A 19321-nucleotide genomic window follows, 5' to 3' on the forward strand; every position below is an offset into this window, starting at 1 on the left:
CAATCTGGAGAGAGGCGCCTGGCGCCCACCGAAGGGGAGCCCGCGCCATCGCGCCCGGATGAAGCTCTCAGGTACAGAGACAGATGGGGTGCCGCGATCATCGGATCGTGGCCACGCCATCTGGAGCCATCATGCCCCGCATCGCCATCATCGGCGCCGGTATCACCGGCGTCACGTCCGCCTACGCCTTGAGCAAACTGGGCTACGACGTCACCGTCTACGACCGTCAGCGCTATCCCGCCATGGAGACGTCCTACGCCAACGGCGGCCAGTTGTCCGCCAGCAATGCCGAAGTCTGGAACAGCGCCGCCACCATCCTGAAAGGCCTGCGCTGGCTCGGCCGCCACGACGCGCCGCTGCTGCTCAATCCGCGTCCGAGCTGGCACAAGTATTCATGGCTGGCCCAGTTCATGGGGCAGATCCGCAACTATCGCCAGAACACCATCGCCACCACCCGCATGGCGATCGAGGCGCGCCAGCACCTGTACGCCATGGCCGAGGAGGAAGGCATCGATTTCGACCTGGAGCGCCGCGGCATCCTGCACATCTACCACGATGCCGCCAGCTTCGAGACCGCGCGCCGCGCCAACGCGCTGCTGCGCGAAGGCGGGCTGGAGCGGCACGCGGTCACGCCGGAGGAAATCCGCGGCATCGAGCCGACGCTGCAAACGCCCTGCCACGGCGGCTTCTATACGCCGTCCGATGCCACCGGCGACATCCACAAGTTCACCAGCGGCCTGGCGCGGGCCTGCGCGCGCCGCGGCGTGCGCTTCGAACAGGATGCCGACATCCGCGCCATCAGCCGCGACGGCCTGCCCTATGTGCTGGACCTGGCGCGCGAGGACGGCACGCGGCGCGAACAGCACGAAACCGACGCCATCGTGGTCTGCGCCGGCGCCGCCAGCCGCCAGTTCGCGCGGCAATTGGGCGACAGGCTGAACATCTATCCGGTCAAGGGCTATTCGATCAGCGTGCACCTGGACGACGCCGCCAGCCAGGCCGCCGCGCCCAGCGTGAGCCTGCTGGACGAGGCCGCCAAGATCGTCACCAGCCGCCTGTGCGACCGTTTCCGCGTGGCCGGCACGGCCGAGTTCAACGGCTTCAACCTGGACATCCGCGCCGAGCGCATCCAGCCGCTGGTGGACTGGACCCGCCGCCACTTTCCCGGCGTGCGCACGGCGCGCGTGGTGCCCTGGTGCGGGTTGCGGCCGATGATGCCCGACATGATGCCGCGCGTCGGCCCCGGCAAGCGGCCCGGCGTGTTCTACAACACCGGCCATGGGCACCTGGGCTGGACGCTGTCGGCGGCCACGGCGCAGATGCTGGCGGCGAGCGTGCGGGAGGGGGTGGGACTGTCGTAAAGCCATTGCGGCAGAGCACAGGCCGGGAGCGGGCCGGACGCGGATCGGCCCTCAATACCCCAGCAGCCGCGGCACCGAGGAGGCCAGCAGTGTCAGTCCCGAGCAGGTCAGCAGCCCCAGCACCAGGCGGCGGAACGCGACTTCGGAGATGCCGATGTACAGGCGCGTGCCCAGCAGCGTGGGGATCAGCATGGCCGGCGCCACCACGGCGAACATGGGCGCCATGTCGCGCGTGACGATGCCCGTGGCCAGGTAGGTGGCCATGGTCACGGCCAGCATCGACAGGTTGAAATTCTGGATCACGGCGCGCTGCGTGTCCTTGCCGAAACCGCGCAGCGTGCACCAGAGAGTCGGCACGCTGCCGGCGAAGCCGCCGATGCCGCCCATCACGCCGCCCACCAGCCCGACCGCGCCGTCCCCCCAGCGATTGCCGCCGATGCGCGGCAGGCGCTGCGCCATCAGCATGACCGGACACCACAGCGCCAGCAGCGCGCCCAGCACGGCCTTGAACCAGTCCATGTCCAGGTGCGGCAGGATCAGGACGCCCAGCGGAATACCCGCCAGGCCACCGAGCAGGAAGGGCCACAGCAAGGGCCAGTTGAAGCCGCGCCGCACCGAGAATACCGCCAGCAGCTGGCCGGTGAGCGCGCCGAACACGGCCAGCGCCGCCGCCAGCCGCGGATCCAGCACCCAGGCCCAGAACGACATGGCCACCATGCCGAAGGCAAAGCCCGACAGGCCCTGCACGAATCCCGCCACGGCCGCCCCGACGGCGACTATCCACACCGCATCCATTGCCCTGCGTCTCCTTGTTGTCGTGTCCGGCGGCGGAAGGATCGTTCCGTCCGGCTCTCGTGACGGCAGATTCTAGGCGCGTGTCGCGGCGGCCTTATTTGAAGTGTTGATGAGGCAATAGGTTTTCGGTGATGGCGGCGCGGTTCACAGGAAGATCGTGCCGCGCAGGTACAACGCGGCCTGGCCGCTGATGATGACGCGGCCGTTGTCGCGCAGCTCGCAGCGCAGCTGGCCCTTGCGCGCCCCGCCCTGCTCGGCGGTGAGCCGGGTCTTGCCCAGCCGCTCGCCCCAATAAGGCGCCAGCGAGGTGTGCGCCGACCCCGTGACAGGGTCTTCGTTGACGCCGACGCGCGGCCCGAACCAGCGCGACACGAAGTCGTAGCGGGTGGACGGCGCCGTCACCGCCACGCCGCGCACGTCGAACGCCGCCAGCGCGGCGAAGTCGGGCGCGAGGCCGTCGATCAGGCTTTCGTCGTCGATCACAACCAGGTAGTCGTCGGTGCGGTACAGCGCGCGCGCCGCCGGCAGGCCGAGCGCCCGCAGCAGGCCGTCGGGGATGGCTTCGGCCACCGGGCGCCTGGCGGGAAAGTCCATCGCCAGCCCGTCGCCGGCGCGCCGCACCCGCAGTTCGCCGCTGCGGGTGGCAAAGCGCAGCACCTCTTCGCTGGCGCCCAATTGCTCGAACAGCACCCAGGCGGTCGCCAGGGTCGCATGGCCGCACAGGTCGACCTCGACCGCGGGCGTGAACCAGCGCAGCTCGTGGATGTCGCCGCGGCGCACCACGTAGGCGGTCTCGGACAGGTTGTTCTCTTCGGCGATGCGTTGCAGCGTGGCGTCCGGCAGCCATGCCTCCAGCGGCACCACCGCGGCGGGGTTGCCGCCAAAGGGCGCGGCGGAAAAAGCGTCCACCTGGTAGAGATCGAGTTGCGGCATGAGGAATCCTGGAAAAAACGGTGAAGGCGGGACGCGGCGCCGCCATGCCGCATTTTGCTACGAAACGCCCGCGACTTCCCGCAGCAGCGCCTCCAGGCTGTCCAGTTCCGCCTCCTGGCGCGCGCTGTAGCCGATCACCACGCCCGCCGGCCAGGACACGCGCCGACAGAATTCCGCGACCGGCTGCAGCCCCACGCCCAGCGTGCGCGCCCGCGCCAGCAATGCCGCCACGTCGATGCCGGGCGGCGGCCACCACACCAGGTGAAAGCCCGCATGTTCGCCGCTGACTTGCAGCGGCGCCGCGCCCACCGCCTGGCGCAACATGCGCAGCACCCGATCGCGCCGCTGCGCATAGACCGGCCGCGCCCGCCGCACGTGGCGCGCGAAGCCGCCGTTCTCCAGGAACGCCGCCAGCGTCATCTGCTCGACGATGCTGCCGGAGCGGCCCGTCAGGTAGCGGGCGCGGGCGAAGTCCGCCACCAGCGGCCGGGGCAGCACCGCGTAGCCGATGCGCAGGGCGTTGAACAGGGTCTTGTTGAAGCTGCCGCAGTGGATCACGCGGTCGGCGCGGTCCAGGCTTTTCAGGGCCGCCAGCGGCGCCCCGTCGTAGTTGAATTCGCTGTCGTAGTCGTCGTCCAGGATCCAGCAACCGGCCTGCTCGGCCCAGTCCAGCAGCTCCAGGCGGCGCGACACCGGCATGGTGACGCCGGTGGGCGACTGGTGCGCCGGCGTCACATGCACCAGCCTGACGCCGCGATGGCGGCGGGCGCGCGCCACCGAAAAGCCGTGCTGGTCGATGGCCACCGGCACCACGCGCCGCGTGTACTGGCTGAACAGCGGCATGGCGTTGAGGTAGCCGGGGTCTTCCACCAGCACCTTGTCGCGCGGCGTGAGCAGAAGGCGCCCGCTGAGATCGAGGCCGTCGCGGATGCCGGTCAGCACCACCACCTGGTCGGCATCGCAGGCAATGCCGCGCGCCGCGCCGAGATAGCGCGCGATCTGTTCGCGCAGGGGATACCAGCCCTGCGGATCCTCGCGCGCCAGTTGCGCCGCCGTCACCCGCCGGGCGCTGGCCAGCAGGCCCTGGCGCCAGGCCGCCATAGGAAACAGCGAGGCGTCGGCGCCGCGCGCGGTGAAAGGCGGTTCGTGCCGCAAGGGAGGAACCGAACGGTCGGCATCCCGCGGGGCCGAGCGCGGCGCGCCGCGCGTGGCGGCAGCGGGTGCCGTGGCCGTATCGCCCGGCAGTCCGTGGCGAAAGAAATTGTCCGGGATGACCGCCGCCACATAGGTGCCGGACCCGACCGCGCCGGCGGTATAGCCTTCGCCGCGCAACTGGTCGTAGGCGGCCTCGACGGTGGAACGGGCAACATGCCAGCGCGCCGCCAGGCTGCGGGTGGACGGCAGCCGCCCGCCCGAGGGCAGGACGCCGCGCAGGATGCGCTCGCGGATCTGCCGGTACACCCAGGACTGCTTGGATTCGTCCGGGCGCGGCGGATCGACCGGCAGGTCCAGGCTGGCCTCCTGGCGGGTATCGCGCGAAAGTGGCTTGGTCTGGTTCATGAAAATGGCCCTATTTCATCGAGCCATTCTATCGCTACATTGCCCCCATCGCCCCCCGGGGCACGCCACCGGAATCGCGCCATGTCCACGCCCGCCCACGCCATTATCCTCGAGCACGGCCGCTTCACCAGCGATGGCAGCACCTCGATCCTGGAAGCCGCGCTGGCCCAGGGCGTGGCCGTGCCGTTTTCCTGTCAGCGCGGCGAGTGCGGTTCATGCCGGGCCCAGGTGGCCGGCGGCGCCTACGCCCGCATCGCGCCGCCCACCGAGCGCACCTATGTCACCGCCGCCGACGAATTGCTGATGTGCCAGTGCCGGGCGACCGGCGACCTGGCGCTGCGCTTTGCGCACTGGCAGGCGCCGGCGCAACCGGCGCGCCACTACCCGGTGACGGTGCTGTCGCGGGTGCCGCTGACCGCCGACGTGACCCGGCTGATCGTGGCGCCCCACGACGCCGCCGGTGCCTTCACCTGGCAGGCCGGGCAGCATGTGCGCTTCCTGATGGAAGATGGCGGCGAGCGCCCGTTCTCCATCGCCAGCGTGCCGGCCGCGGCCGGCCCCGCCCGGCTCGAATTCCACATCCGGCGCATGCCCGGCGGCGGTTTCACCGAACGGGTGCTGCCGCGCCTGATGCCCGGCGACACGCTCACCCTGGCGGGCCCGCACGGCGCCTGCGTCTGGCCGGCGCGGGGCTGGGCCGAGGCGGTCCAGGAGCTGGTGCTGCTGGCCACCGGCACCGGCTATGCCGGCGTCCACGCGATCATGATGGCGGCATTGCAGGACCCGCGCATCAGGCGCGTCACGCTCTACTGGGGCGGCCGCGACGAGGACGACTGCTACGCGGGCCCGCTGCTCAACGCGCTGCAAGGCAAGCACAGCGGGTTCCAATGGCAGGCGGTGCTATCGCGGGCATCCGCCGCGCCCGCCTGGCACGTGCAGGACGCCGCCCTGGCCGCGGACCACGACTGGCCGCGCACGGTGGCCTACGCCTGCGGCAACCCGGCCATGGTGCGCGCGGCGCGTGATCGGTTGTGCGCGGCCGGCCTGCCCCCGGACCGCTTCGTGTCCGAGGCCTTCGTGCCGGCGCGGGATCGGCCCGCCACGCGCGTCGCGCCGGCCCCGGCCCACCCGTGGGAACAGGTCGGCCAGCGCTTCAGCCTGGACGGCATCCTCGACGCCCGCCGTCGGTCGCGCGAGGCGGTGCGCGAGATTGCCGCGCTGCTGCGGCCCGGCATGACCACGCGCGAGGCGGTCACGGCGGCCGATGCCCACCTGCGCCGCATGGGCGCGTCGCACAACTGGCATCCGACCTACGTGCGCTTCGGCCCCGACTCGCAGTCGCCGGCGGTGCAGCCTACCGACTTCCAGCGCCGGCTGCGCGACGATGACGTGTTCGTGGTGGACATCGGCCCGGTCTGGGACGGCTACGAGGGCGACTATGGCGACACCTTCGTGCTGGGCGCGGATGCCGACCGCCGGCGCTGCGCCGAAGCCGCGCGCCAGGTGTTCCGGCGCACCCGCGAGGACTGGCTGCGCGGGCTGACCGGCGCGGCCCTGTACGACCGCGCCGAGGCCTACGCGCGCGACTATGGCTGCGAGCTGGTGCGCGAGGTGCCGGGCCACCGGGTGGCGGATTTTCCGCACGCGCTGTACGGCCGGCACCGGCTGGCGCAGGCCGAATTCGTGCCGGCCGACGGCATCTGGGTGCTGGAGATCCAGGTGCGCGACCGGACGCTGCCGATCGGCGCGTTCTACGAGGACGTGCTGTTGCGGGAGATGGCGGACGCGGCTGCTTGACCGGACTCAGGGTTTGTCCCAATGCCGGGCCTGTCGATCCGCCCCAAGCTCATACGTCGTCCCGATACGCACCACTTCCTTCAAAGGCGGATTCATCATGACGACTGGCACTGTTACCCTGCATCGCGTCCTGCGCGCATCACCCGACACCGTTTACCGCGCCTTCCTCGAGCCGGACGCGGTCGTGCGCTGGCTGCCCCCGTATGGCTTCACCTGCGAGGTCTTCGAGCTTGATGCCAAGGTCGGCGGCAGGCACCGCATGGCGTTCCGCAATTTCGGCACCGGCCACGCCCACGGCTTCGGCGGCGAATACCTGGAACTGGTGCCGGGCGAGAAGATCCGCTACACCGACGAGTTCGACGACCCGAACCTGCCGGGCCGCATGCAGACCACGATCACCTTGCGCAAGGTGTCCTGCGGCACGGAGATGACCGTGGTGCAGGAGAACATCCCCGCGGTGATCCCGACGGAGATGTGCTACCTGGGCTGGCAGGAATCGCTGGCCCAGCTGATGCGGCTGGTCGAGCCGCAGATCCCCGACTGAGGCCGATCAGCCTGCGCGTTCGGCCAGCTCGTCCAGCAGCTCGGCCGACGGCACGAAGAACAGGCTGCCGGTGACGGCGCGGCTGTAGTCGAGCAGGCGGTCGTAGTTGCCGGCAGGACGACCCACGAACATGTTCTCGAGCATCTGTTCGATCGGCTTGGGCGAACGCGCGTAGCCGATGAAATAGGTGCCGAATTCGCCGGCGCCGGCGCGGCCGAACGGCATGTTGTCGCGCAGGATCTTGATCTCCTGGCCATCTTCTTCCAGCGTGGTCAGGGCGCTGTGCGAGTACGACGGCTTGACGTCGTCGGGCAGCTCGACGTTGGTGAGCTTGCGGCGGCCGATGATGAGTTCCTGCTGTTCGGTGGACAGCTTTTCCCAGGCGCTCATGTCGTGCAGATACTTCTGCACCAGCACGTAGCTGCCGCCGGCGAAGGCTTCGTCCTCGTCGCCGATCAGGGTGTAGCCGGGCAGTTCGAACCCCTGCGGGTTCTCGGTGCCGTCGACGAAGCCGATGATGGCGCGCCGGTCGAAGTAGCGGAAGCCGTGCACTTCATCGACCACCGTGGCCGCCGAGCCCAGCGCGGCCACCAGCAAGGTGGCCAGCTCGAAACAGGCGTCCATGGCTTCGGCGCGGATGTGCAGCAGGATGTCGCCCGGCGTCGACACGGCGACGCGCTCGCCCGTGCCGATCTCGCGGAACGGATGCAGGCCGGCGGGCCGCGGCGCGCCGAACAGCGCGTCCCAGGCGGCCGAGCCGAAGCCACAGACACAGGACAGGTCGGCGGCCACCGCGCGCGTGCCGACGGTGCGCACCAGGTTGCCGACGTCTTCACACCAGGCGCGCACGGCGGCGGCGTTGTCGGCGCCGGGGTTCAGCGTGGCGACGATGAAGATCGCGTAGCGGGCGTTGGGGCTGAGGACGGCTTGCGGTTCTACGGGTTTTTCAGGCATGGGATTCGATGGGGCCGGCGGCGGCCCGCGAGAAAGAAAAGGGGCGCTGGCAATATAGCCGATGCGGTCGCGGACCCGCGGCACGGGCGTGGCGGCGGGCGCCGCGGCTCATGCGGCGCCGCGTTCGCCACGAGCGGTCGGCGGGGCCAGTTCGGCGAGCAGTTCTTCCAGTTCCTGGCAATGGGTGCGGTCGTGCTCGAGCAGCTCGCGCACGATCTGTTCGAGCGTCATGCGGTGCAGGCCGTCGCGCAGGCCGCACCGCGCCAGCGCCGTCGCGTCCAGCTTGCGCAGCGAGGCGCACAACTGCGCCCGGCCGCGGCGGAACGAGGCCAGCGCGGCGTCCGGGTCCTGCTCCTGGTAATCGCGCTCGGCCGCCAGGGCGCTGCCGTCGACGGAATCGATGCGCGGCAGCGGCGCGGCGAGAATGGCCTCGATGCGCTGGACGAACACGGTATCCAGGCCGCGCAGGAGGCAGACGTGTTCGGTGGCCGAAAACCCGGTTCCGTCGGGCCGGCGGGTACGCCACGGCGCCGGCACGCGCGCCATCAGGCTGGCCACGGCGTCCGGCATGCGCGCCAGCCCGTCGATGACCCCGGCGAACGGCAGCGCCACGGGCCGCGGGCTGAACACCGCGCCATAGCTGAAGATCGCGCCCGCCACGCGGCCGCGCGCCTGCACCACCTCATGCCCATGGCGCCGCATCAGGTCGGCCACGAGCGCGCCGCAGAACTGCCGCGCGGTGGTGTCCGCCGCGACTTCGGGGAACATCGTTTCGACGTCGTCGCTGATGGCGGCGACGGCGGCCACGCCGACCCGCGACAGCGCCGCGTACTCGAGGTAGCGGCCCGGCTCGTCAATCAGGGCCTCGAGCTGCTGCCCGAGAGGGGTGGCGCGGAATCGGTCGAAACGGGAATGCATGGGCGGGGTGGCCGGTAACTGCGCAAAACGATACGTTACCAGCCGAGCACCGTCAACACCGGAAGGATGCCGGAGCACCGGCCGAACCGACAGGGATGGCGCCGCGCCTGGCCGTGGCAGACATGATGGCGCTCCCGTGCGTTGCGTTCAGTGTTGGCCGGCCTGCTCCCGCTGCAGATGAGCCTGCGGCCGGCGCAATTGCCGCGACGGCGTTACACCGCGGCCAATCCGCCAATTTGTGCTGCCGTGCCACGGCACGGGCCATGTCAAGGACGAAAGATCTGCTTGACCAAAAACGCTTCAAGTCCTTCATTCAGGGTCTGGACGATGCCCCCATTGGGTGTCGCCCACAACAGGATTCGTCGACTGCCATTGTCATACAGGTAGTAGCGCCCGTCACCCGCATCGACCAGCGGCACCGCGAGCCTGGGATAAGTCGCGTCGCGGCTCAGATCGGCGTACATGTTCCGCACATTCAAGTAATAGTCCGGCGGAACTCCCAACCCGTAGGTTTCAGTGGCGCCAAACACAATGACGCCGAACGTGGACAGATAATCGACGTATTCATCGGCCAGAGCGAAGCCCAGGCTCTCTCCCAGCTGCTGAATATCCTCGCCCCGGGCGGGACGAATGGTGGCATGGTTGCGCTCGACCAGCGCGGTAAGTTCGTTCATGACGTTTCCCGATCACGTTGATTATCAATCTGCGTGGCACGCGCCTTCCAATGGTCGCCACGCTCGTCGCCAAAATTTCCCCGATCGATCTCCGATTCCTTCAATTTATTGTGCAGGATATTGTCATTGCCGTTGCCCCGATGCTCCGAACCCGTCAGTTCGGCAAGGGGAGAATCCTGCGACTGGCCTATATGGTGAAGCTCTATGGGTTTCCCGCCGTCGTCGAGCGGCGCACGGCCATCCCGCATTCTTTCCAGATTGGTCTTGCCGAACGCATCCTCCCGGTCATAATCGATATCACCGCGGATCAACACGTCCTTTCCATTGACCGTCTCTGGTTTCAAATCCGCATTTTCATAAATATTGGCTTCGGCGTCGCTACCGATGGCGTCCAGAATCGTGTCCGGGTAGCCGAGGCTCTCAAGCCGGTCCCGTCGCTCATCGCTCAGCGGCGGTAGATCCTGGCGCATGTCTTGCGTCACCACCATCGGCCGGTCCAGTTCCGCGATCAGTACGCATTTTCCTGGCATATCCCAGGCCAACTGCGCCAGACGGCACGGGGCATCGCCTCCAACGGCCCGCAGGTGTTCGAAATTCATGCTGATTTCCTGTTTTCGATGTTGGTGCGCCAAGCGGCGTAGATTTCCAGGTGGCTGTCGCGTTGCAGGCTATAGTCTTTCATCACGCACTGCTGTATCGCCAAGCAAAGGTCATCCTCCACATGCCGGACCAGCGCCCTGACGATGGCGTCCAAGCCCGCCTGCAGCTGTTCATAATCCGCTGCTGTTTCGATCAGTTTGCGTATCTCGGGTCGGCATCCAAGCACATTGACGACCAGGCGGGCCAGGCTTTCAAATGCTTGCGGCTGCCATAGGGCAATGGCTTCCCCCTGACGAAACATGCGTAGTACGTCATGCACCGCAATCTTGTCCGGCGCCCGCAGGGGCAGCCCACGCAAGCCGCGCTCCACAACACCCAGATCCACCGGATAGGGCGCATGAACCCGTTTTGCCAATAACAAGCGCAGCGCCTGGTGATTGAACATCTCGCGCGCGAAACTAGCCGCTTGCCGCGGCACCTCATAGGCATAGGGACGTGTCTCGCCCTCGAACTTCGTCACCTGGCAAAGCACGGGCTCCAGCCAGTCGTTCTGGTGCACGACGGCCACGCCCTTGGGCAAGCGCGCAATCTCTTCCAGTTGATCATCACGCAGCCCGGCCGATTTGCCGATCAGACGCCGGTCCGCCTCGTCGGGCAAGCGCATGATGATCTTGGTGTTCGTATTACGGATCGCCGCGACATCGACCGCGTTGGGAGACTGATCGACAATGATGAATCCTTCCCCATAGGTGCGCATTTCGGCGATGGCGTTGGTCAGCATTTCGACCGATTTCCCTGCCACGCCCGCGCCTTCGGCGCCCGTGCCGACGGGGTCGCGCTTCAGAAGATGATGCGCCTCCTCAAGCACCGTAACGTGGCGCAGGGGTTGGTTCATGCCTCCTTTCGCCATCCGGTGTTCATTCAAGCGCATGACCAGGACGCCCATGATCAAAGCCTTGGTCTCCGCGGAACCGACACGGCTCAGATCGACAATGGCGGAACGTTCGAACAGATCGTCGGCATCAATCTCGTCGGCGGCGAAGATCCGGCCATTCAGGCCATTGGTCAGGGATTGGACCCGGGTCGTCAACGAGCCGATATAGTTGCCTTTCACTTCCTGTGAATAGACCGACGCATCGATCACGCTGTGCAGCGTGGCAAGCAGATCACCGAAACTCGGATATAGATCCGCGTAGCCAGGATTGACGGACAGTTCCAGATCCCAGCCACACTGCTCGTAGGCAAGCAGCAGAGCCTCTTTCAATACCGCCGGCATTGCCGCGTACATGGGCCAGCAGACACTGAAAATCTCGATCAGGCGATCCACGTGCTCGAGCACATGAATGGCCTCAGGAAAGCGGAATGGATTGATGCGCAACAGTTCGGAGTGCGCGGGATTCGTGCCATACACCCTGACGCGGGAATTGTGGCCGAATACGTGCTTGTACTCGCCCTTGGCCGGTTCGATGACCAGGAACGGGATTTCATTGGCCTCGATCTGGCTGAGAATCTGATACATCGTGTTGCTCTTGCCTGCGCCCGTCGATCCGCTGACAAAGACGTGGCTCGTCAACTGGTCCAACGCAAGAGTGATGCTTTGCGGAAGATTCTCCCAGAGGTGGCGCATCTGTCCCAGCTTCAACGTACGCGTGCCCTTGCCGGCAGGAACGGCTCGCCGGCCATCCACATACTGGACCTTGCGGCCGAAAGCCTGTGTTTCCACTACCGCCACGGTAGACGTGGATCGGCGTGGCAGGCTCAGCTGAATCGCCAATTCCCGTCCCGACACCAGGGTCGCCGGAGTAACGTACGGGATCGGAATACGCTTCGAGAAATGATGATCGAGCTGCGGATGGCTGACCGCGGCCAACCAATCCAGTGCCGCCGACTTTCGCGCCGAGTTCCAGGTGGTCAGGGCAAAGTCCTCGTGGCTGGATTTACTGCCGCGGATCAGCCCCAGGAACAGGCTGGCCAAGGCCTCGGAAGAGGCGGTGCTATCGCCGATGAAATAGGCGGCCGAGTTCCAACCGCCGTACGTCTTGGCCTCGTCGATACGCATCAAATGATGGTCTATCCGCCCGAGCAACTGCTCGATGCTCTTGTCGGTCAAGTCGATCGAAACCTGACGATTGGCGCCGGTCGTGCGGTTCGCCGAACGCGAGTCCGTACGGCTGGTCGAGTGGGTGACGGATTCCGTCTTCGCCCTCGACTCCCCCCAGGAATCAGTGTGACTCTCGCTGCGGCCTTCCGCCTGGGAGCGACTCGTACCTGTCGACTCCTGCTCACTGAGGACAGTACCGATCGCCGCTCCCACCTGACTGCCAATCACCACCCCCAAGGGACCGAAGAATGAACCGGCCAGCACGCCTGCCGAGGCACCAATGATGCTGCCGGTCTTCGAGGCTGCGGTTTGTGAACTGGAAGTCCTGGAACTGCCCGTGGTCTCCGTGGTCGACGTACCGCGCGTCTGCGATTGACCTGTCGTGCAGGTCAAGCCAAGACTATGACCGAGCGATTCGCTCAACCCCTGGCTGATGCTGAAGCCGATACTGTCGCTTTCCTGGACACCAAAGGCGAGTTGTTGCGTAAGCAATGGCGACAGCTGCGTGGCAACCTGCTCATAGCCGGTCCGGATCAGGTCCAGATCCTGCAAGGCAATGGGTTCGGCCAGAATGATCGCTTGATACACCCGTTGCTCGGCGGCGTCGATAAACCGCTCCAACCCTTGCGCAAACTGCTCCCGATCCACGCTGGACAAGGCGGGAACCCCGGTGACCGCGGTAACGCTGGAAGAAGGGTCGTCCTTGCTCGACGCAACCCCGTCGAGCAGACTGTCCACCGCCTGCTGGTTCAGCGCCTGCAGCGCACTGCCGCTGAAATGCCCCCGGAACGTTTCGCGCAGCAGCTCGCCGGCGTTGTGCCCCAGCATCTTGCCGGATTTACCCCGGCTACCGATATAGACCTCCGTCTCGACACCGTCCGACCGCAGCAGCAGGAACACGGCATGGCCCGCCGCGCCCAACGCGGTATAGGCAGCGGTGGTGCTTTCCAGGACGGACTGCTTGTTATTCTGTACGATGCGATCAATGCGGAATATCCGCAGATCGGCGGCGGACTTGAACGCAGGCGTCGCGCTCGAATACGGCCGAACGGCGTAATGCTGCAGCTCGGACAAATAGCTGCGGTTGATCAGCACGCGCGCGGCATCCAGCGTCTGGGCCGCGTTCTCACGGACGTGTTGCAATGCGACGGCGTTTGGAATGACTGCGTTCACGGCCTATTTCCCCCACATGGTCAGAAACAACGCCAGCGCAGCGGCAGCGCCGCCGACGATCAAGAGCGCGCGCACCGCCGGAGGCAGTGCCGATTTCGAAGGCGACGCCGCAGGGTGATGGTTGCCGCGCGAAACATCCTCGGGCGCGGCCTTGGCCTGAAACCCTCCCACGCTGGCATCCCGTAACTTCTGGCGAACGGCAATCAGATGCAAAAAACGCGCCTCGCAGAAGTTCATCTTCAAATACACCATCTGCGTATCGAAATATTCGACCTTCCAATGGTCTTCTTCACGGTCAATTGCGCGTGCGAAGGCGGATTCGGCGTATGCCTCGTACAGGCCGGCCACGCGGCTGGCCGCCCAGGCTTGCGCGGCGCGCAGGTCGGCTGCCTCAAGCTCGGCGTCATCGAGCTCCATGACCAGCGCCGAACGCGCCGAATTCAAGTCGCCCGCTTCGACGTAGTTCTTGAGATTGTCGGATGGAATGAAATTCGTCGTCATGCTCATATGCTCCGTTTCAGACCGCCAGCGTGGCTTCGAGCCTGTTTTTGAATGTGGCAATCCATGCGCGCAACGCCCTGCCTTCTTCCACGGCCCGCTCGCGGGCATCGCGGTCACGCGCCTTGTCCCTCACGGATTCCACCAATTCGTTGAACCTTTGGTCGAACTCGTCGGCCATGAATGCCAGGAACTGGTCGACCAACTGATCCCTGCCCGCGTTAATCCGCGCGACCTCGGCCAGGCTCAGGTTGGTGAACTCCGCTTGCACCTGGGTTTGCCTGCTCTTCCACACCTTCGCGAGATCGACGAATTCTTCGTCACCGAAGACAGGCACGGACTTCTCGTCGCCCCATGAAAACGGGTTGTACCACCGGCTCGTGCTGACTTTCCGGTACCCGACCACCACTTGCTCCCGCTCGACCTCGGCCTTGCGTATGTCCAGATTCAAGGAGATATCGGCAACGCTTCTCCGAAGGTTCTCCATGGCCGGAAACTCAAGCTCCTCATAGTCTTGGAAGATCTCGAGAACGTATTCCTGGTACGCCTTCTGCAATTCTTCGGCCACGTATTTCTGGCTGGCCTCGAATGCGCTCTGATACATATTGGTGAGCCTGTTGTACTCGAAACGAAGCTGGGAAGCCGCTTGCTCCACCCTGGCTTTCGCCTTGGACAATTCGCTCTTTCCGGAGAAGCCATCCGACACCTTGCGAATCGACGCATTCATCTCGGTTTCCAGTTCGACAATGGTTTCGATCGCGCGTGACGGCAGGCTCTTCTCGCTCGAGCGCAATTCCTCGACATATGCGTCCACATCGGATCCCCGCGCGCGCCGCTGCTGCAAGCCTTCCAGCTCATCATTGAGCTTTTTCAGCGCGCGCTCGTCCGTATTCAGCTGGTCGGCCAGGTCCGCCTCGTTCAGGCCCATTTCAATGATCCGGCTCAGCGCCTCGCTGGCGCGTTTGGCTCGATGGGGCAAGCTGTATTTGTCGATGTATTCGTCGATCATTGTCTCCACTGCCGGCAGGCCGCTGCTGAGCAACAGACGCGAATACTGCTTGTCGGCCAACGCCATGCTGACCCGGGACGTCAATGGCATGTACTGGAGCATATTCATGCAAGGCTCCAGGTCAAACAGCTCCGCCATGGCGCTGTAATCGCCTCGTTCCTTGCGTGAATGCAGATCGCCAGGCTTGCGAATCAGGCGCGTCAGATTCGCGGATACCGGATAGACCAAGGGATTCTGGATGCCGTTGCTCACCAGGTACTGTTTCACCCGTTCCAGAATTTCTTTCGGATCCTCGCCCTTTTCGGGATCAAACACGTCCATCTTGTTGACCACGAAGATGAAACGATCCTTGCTTTGTTTACCGCCCTTGCGCATTGCCTGGCCGACCAATTCGAGCAGATTGCGGTCATCGTCAATGCTCAGCTGGCTGGCGTTCAGGACATACAGGATCAGCGGATTGCGCCGCGAATCCTGGATGAAACCCATGGTGACTCGCTCGTGATTCTCATCCTGGCTGTTGTTCGGCCCGGGGGTATCGGTCAGCACCAGACGTACATTGTCGCGGTCCCGGACGGCCGGAATCGCCCCCTCGAGCTCGATCGTGGCCGTATCCTCCATCCGGTTCCACCGCTGAATCAACTCAAGCCCGGCCTGCTCGGAAGCTTCCGCCCGCTCTCCATCACGGGTAATGCGGGCGGCGCTGAAGCGTTCCCCGAGGTCGCCGTTATGAACGATCCGGGCGATCGTGGCCGTCGTCGCCTCGTTCGCGGCGGGCAGCAAATCGCGGCCCAGCATCGCGTTGATCAACGTCGATTTGCCCGCAGACATGGTGGCGACGACACAGACATCGAAGTCGTTGCCGAGCGCCTCGTCCAATGCGGCTTTCGCATCGGCGTTGTCGTTGAAGTAGGACTGCAGCTTCGGGTGCGATAGCGCTTCGTCCACGAGTTCGCGGATCTTTTCCAACCGTACTTCAGTATGCTCGGTGCGAACCCAATCAAGCTCCACCTGCATGCCCCGGTTCCTGGCTGCCTGCGCGGCCTCCGCGACATCCAGATAATCCGATTCCACGCCCTTGAAGCTGACCTTGAACCGGTCATCGCCATTGAAGAGTTGGCTCAACTCGTCAAACAGCCGCTCTATCCAGGTCTGAAGGCGGCTTTCGCGATAACTCGATAATTTGCAGCCTTCGGCCGGCACTTCGCCGTTGATCAGGAAGGTCGTCTCAACGATAAATGGATTATGGGTGATATCGATGCAGTTCATGATTTTTCGTAGGCATTGCGTTGATGTTTGATCAGGTGTTCGATGGTTCTGATGCCGCTCATGCAAACCAAGCGCTGCCAGTTTTCGGTGGCAAGCGCCTGGTCGCCGCCAGACAGGGCCGGGCGGATCGGCTCGAGTTCGGACAGATCCTTGAGCACGCGCCGCCGCACCGCTGCCGGGACGATCGCGGCTGACACCAGTCCTTGTTCGTGGTCTTCCATAGCCTGCAAGGCCTGCCGCAGCCTGGCGCGCTGCCCCCGGGTCAGCGGCTCGTCATGCCGGGCCATGGTGGCGTAGAGGGCAGCGGCCGCCATGGTGGGAATGACCATCGGCTCAGCAAAGCCGGCCTCTTCCAGAAAAGCGCGAGCCTGCGCCACATAGGCTTGCAGGTCTTCGCCACGCTCTCGGTCAAGCAAGTCAACCTTGTTGAGAACGAACGCGATGCGCAGGCCGGGCCGGGCCTTGATCCGCCGACGCAGCTTGAGCAACAACGCCTTGTTGTCCGCAGTCGTGAGCTGGCCGATATCCAACACGTAGAGCACGAACTGGACCGGGATCTTGCGCCAGGCGTCGAACACGCGTTTTTCGTGGTCGGCGTCCATACTGTTGTTTGGGCCCGGCGTATCGAGCAATACCAACCGGTTGGCCAGGCCCCTGGAACTGCGAAAAGGGCCGCTCAGATCTATCCGGCGTACGTGAGCGTCGCCATTCCAGCTCCGAATCTGATCAGCGGAAACGTCGTCGTGACGAACCAGTTCGCGCCCCGTACTCGACAGGCAGCGTCCATGAAACCCGCTTTGGCCAGGGCGATGCTCAATGGAAGCCACGCACGCCGTGGTCGCCTCATTCGCCGAATGCAGTAATTCGCGGCCGATCAGGGCATTGATCAGCGAGCTCTTGCCAGCGCTGACCGTCGCCATCACCAGCACATTAAAACGCGGCGCCGCTTTCTTCGCCGTCGACGGAGCGACTTGAAGCGCCGTCTTTTTTTCTCTTGTTCCCGGACCGCCGGCCGCCTTTGTTGCTCTCGTCGCGGCGCGGGCACCGCTTCGTACTCCCCTGCGACTCAGCATTGATGACAGACACCCGGTTGAGCCCACTCGTCAATCGTTTCCATACCGTCCACGTCCGCAACCGCCTCTGCATCCAAGCGTTGCAGCCGGAATCCCTCCGGGCGTTCAAAGGGAATGTTCGTGACGCGTGCCGCGACAATGCGGTCCAGCGCCAGACAGCCCACGCGCACTGGAGCCAGCACGCTGTACACCAGCAAAACGTCATCGCCGTGCTGCGTCAGCCCCAATGGCCCCACCTTGTCAGGCAAAGAGGGCGCGCCGTCCTTGCCGTAGCTCAATTCCAGCCAGCGCCCGGCACCAAGGGCGTCGCTGACCGCATGCAACACGTTTTTTCTGCGAGGGTTTGTCGCCGTGTACGCCAATGGCGGCGTCGACTCGCTGTCCGCCTCCACGGCATTCGAATATCGGGATCTGCGGCGATATCCAAACGGCTTGTTTCGATCGTCCCGTTCGACATCGAAATGCACGCTCAACATTTCCAGCTGCCGTTGAACCGTGCGCAGATCACGAATATGGCCCGCGGCCAGCAATTGCCGATGCAACTCGACCGCGGTAATTTTTCGGTGATGGGGGATGCGCTGAATCAAATCCAGGGCCATGCGCAACGTGGCCAGATTTTTGGGGCGCGTGGTCATCGGACGGAATACGGGGGCGCCGCAAGTCCGACAGAACAGGGAAGTTGTGCCACGAAGCCAATCTGTAACTCAGGCATAGCGTTTTCTGGTAGTAACTGAATGCGTCAGATAATAATACCCGCATTATTAATGACGCCCCCCACGAAAAACACTCCTGCGCTCATCCTGGGCCATGCCCTTGACTTCAAATCAAGAGAAAGCGTGATCAACCGTGGCAACCCACCCTTCCTCAAGGAAAACCGCTGCGACATATCGTGTCGCAGCGAAAGTAATTCGCCGCCCTGAGGGTTCGTTAGAACGCGCGACCCACGCATATTTCGGCCGCACCGGGGATAGAATCGCGCAGCATGCCGATTTGTGATTGGTTTAAATGGATAGACAACAACTTCTGCTGGCCAGCCTGTTGAGAATTCTTCCTTATATCGAAGACGAAGAATCCGAAGACGGTGGCATATCGATGTCGGAAATTCGCGAACGACTTGCCAGCATGCATCAGCCGGTCCCGGATTCACGCCAGATCCGCCGGACCTTGCTCAAGCTCGACAGCGTGGGTTTCCGCGGCGCAACCCGGGCAACCCGTTGGTATCGCACGATTCGACGCAGCGAATTCAATATCCAGAACATGAATGTCAACATGGCGATGGCCATGTGTGCGCTAAAGCAAGTGGCAGACCGCCATCTGCCAACGGTCGTACTGGAGGATCTGGCCGACACCTTCGCGGATGCCACGCGCTTTCTTGCCGCCCACCAAGGACATCCGGGCGCTGGCCGTGCGCACAGCTGGGCGCGCAAGACCTTGCGCATCGACGGCACACATCCGGTCGTGCTCCCCCGTTTCAGCGCGGACGTGTACCGCCCCGTCACGGAAGCCCTGTATTACGGACGAAAGCTGTCGTTTCGCAACACCCAATTCGGCGAGAAAGCGCCCGCCGAACGGATCTACGTCATGACGCCGCTGGCCATGGTCGACCGGGCCGGCGTCTTGTATATGGTGGCCTGGGGAACGCAACGTCCCGGGCGGCGATTTCTCTTCCGGATGGACCGCTTATCCCACGTACAAGTACTTGACGAGGCCGCTGATGAGGATCCTTCTTTCGACCTGGAGGACTACGTACGGCGGGAGGACGCCCTCAATTTTCACAGCAGTGAGAACATTGAAATCGTACTCAAGGTTGATGAGCCCCTGATGGAGGATGGCCGCCCCCGCCGTCATCCGCTGCGCGAATTCTGGCTGGCGCAGGATCAGCGCATGCAGGAATGCGACGGCGGATTTGTATTGCGGGCGACAGTGAAGCCTTCGACCATGTTATGGCAACTGCTGCATGGTTACGGCTGCTCCATCGAGGTCCTGCAACCCGAGTCGGTCCGGACCAGCTTTGCCGACAACGCCCGACGACTGGTCGAACGCTATACCTGACCCGCGGAAACAC

At 64.7% G+C, this 19321-nt stretch carries 16 protein-coding genes and 1 riboswitch; of the genes, 4 read left to right on the forward strand and 12 right to left on the reverse strand.

Annotated elements, in window-relative coordinates:
- A riboswitch (glycine riboswitch) is annotated at positions 1-87 on the forward strand.
- 44 nt (positions 88-131) lie between these two features.
- Positions 132-1361 (forward strand): D-amino acid dehydrogenase, encoded by a 1230-nt coding sequence (locus AT699_RS20090; protein WP_024069623.1) that lies wholly within the window; start codon positions 132-134, stop codon positions 1359-1361.
- 51 nt (positions 1362-1412) lie between these two features.
- Here the strand turns inward: AT699_RS20090 and AT699_RS20095 are convergent, their stop codons facing one another.
- The 3 genes from AT699_RS20095 to pdxR form a co-directional block, all read right to left on the reverse strand.
- Positions 1413-2156 (reverse strand): sulfite exporter TauE/SafE family protein, encoded by a 744-nt coding sequence (locus AT699_RS20095; protein WP_006384875.1) that lies wholly within the window; start codon positions 2154-2156, stop codon positions 1413-1415.
- Between the two features lie 144 nt (positions 2157-2300).
- On the reverse strand, positions 2301-3089 hold the full coding sequence (locus AT699_RS20100; protein WP_024069624.1) for a PhzF family phenazine biosynthesis protein: 789 nt from the start codon (positions 3087-3089) through the stop codon (positions 2301-2303).
- 57 nt (positions 3090-3146) lie between these two features.
- Positions 3147-4649 (reverse strand): MocR-like pyridoxine biosynthesis transcription factor PdxR, encoded by a 1503-nt coding sequence (pdxR, locus tag AT699_RS20105; protein WP_024069625.1) that lies wholly within the window; start codon positions 4647-4649, stop codon positions 3147-3149.
- An 81-nt stretch (positions 4650-4730) separates the two neighbouring features.
- Between pdxR and AT699_RS20110 the strand changes: the two genes are divergently transcribed.
- Positions 4731-6446, forward strand: coding sequence for an NAD(P)H dependent flavin oxidoreductase family protein (locus AT699_RS20110; protein ID WP_024069626.1), 1716 nt, complete (start codon positions 4731-4733; stop codon positions 6444-6446).
- Between the two features lie 97 nt (positions 6447-6543).
- Positions 6544-6990 carry an SRPBCC family protein gene (locus AT699_RS20115; protein ID WP_020928567.1) on the forward strand — a complete coding sequence of 149 codons (447 nt, stop codon included), beginning with the start codon at positions 6544-6546 and terminating at the stop codon, positions 6988-6990.
- 6 nt (positions 6991-6996) lie between these two features.
- Here the strand turns inward: AT699_RS20115 and AT699_RS20120 are convergent, their stop codons facing one another.
- The 9 genes from AT699_RS20120 to AT699_RS20160 form a co-directional block, all read right to left on the reverse strand.
- On the reverse strand, positions 6997-7944 hold the full coding sequence (locus tag AT699_RS20120; RefSeq protein ID WP_024069627.1) for a Dyp-type peroxidase: 948 nt from the start codon (positions 7942-7944) through the stop codon (positions 6997-6999).
- Positions 7945-8052: 108 nt separating this feature from the next.
- A complete protein-coding gene (locus AT699_RS20125; protein WP_024069628.1) occupies positions 8053-8862 on the reverse strand; it encodes a DinB family protein in 810 nt (269 codons plus the stop codon).
- Between the two features lie 266 nt (positions 8863-9128).
- The gene (locus tag AT699_RS20130; protein ID WP_006384258.1) at positions 9129-9536 is read right to left on the reverse strand and encodes an SMI1/KNR4 family protein; all 408 of its coding nucleotides are present in this window, start codon (positions 9534-9536) and stop codon (positions 9129-9131) included.
- Entirely contained in the window at positions 9533-10135 is a 603-nt protein-coding gene (locus AT699_RS31140) for an HNH/ENDO VII family nuclease (RefSeq protein WP_006384259.1), read from the reverse strand. The genes AT699_RS20130 and AT699_RS31140 overlap by 4 nt, the downstream gene beginning before the upstream one ends.
- Positions 10132-13410, reverse strand: coding sequence for an ATP-binding protein (locus AT699_RS20140; RefSeq protein ID WP_006384260.1), 3279 nt, complete (start codon positions 13408-13410; stop codon positions 10132-10134). The genes AT699_RS31140 and AT699_RS20140 overlap by 4 nt, the downstream gene beginning before the upstream one ends.
- 3 nt (positions 13411-13413) lie before the next feature.
- Entirely contained in the window at positions 13414-13911 is a 498-nt protein-coding gene (locus AT699_RS20145) for a hypothetical protein (RefSeq protein ID WP_127913720.1), read from the reverse strand.
- 16 nt (positions 13912-13927) lie between these two features.
- Positions 13928-16183 carry a dynamin family protein gene (locus tag AT699_RS20150; protein ID WP_024069629.1) on the reverse strand — a complete coding sequence of 752 codons (2256 nt, stop codon included), beginning with the start codon at positions 16181-16183 and terminating at the stop codon, positions 13928-13930.
- Entirely contained in the window at positions 16180-17103 is a 924-nt protein-coding gene (locus AT699_RS31145) for a dynamin family protein (protein ID WP_158646891.1), read from the reverse strand. The genes AT699_RS20150 and AT699_RS31145 overlap by 4 nt, the downstream gene beginning before the upstream one ends.
- Before the next feature lie 146 nt (positions 17104-17249).
- Positions 17250-17891 carry a WYL domain-containing protein gene (locus tag AT699_RS20160; RefSeq protein ID WP_006384264.1) on the reverse strand — a complete coding sequence of 214 codons (642 nt, stop codon included), beginning with the start codon at positions 17889-17891 and terminating at the stop codon, positions 17250-17252.
- A 370-nt stretch (positions 17892-18261) separates the two neighbouring features.
- On the opposite strand from AT699_RS20160, the gene AT699_RS20165 reads away from it, so the two are divergent.
- A complete protein-coding gene (locus tag AT699_RS20165; protein ID WP_006384266.1) occupies positions 18262-19308 on the forward strand; it encodes a helix-turn-helix transcriptional regulator in 1047 nt (348 codons plus the stop codon).
- Positions 19309-19321: the final 13 nt, after the last annotated feature.

Source organism: Achromobacter xylosoxidans (genome assembly GCF_001457475.1).
In the GTDB taxonomy this organism is placed as follows: Bacteria; Pseudomonadota; Gammaproteobacteria; order Burkholderiales; family Burkholderiaceae_B; genus Achromobacter; species Achromobacter xylosoxidans.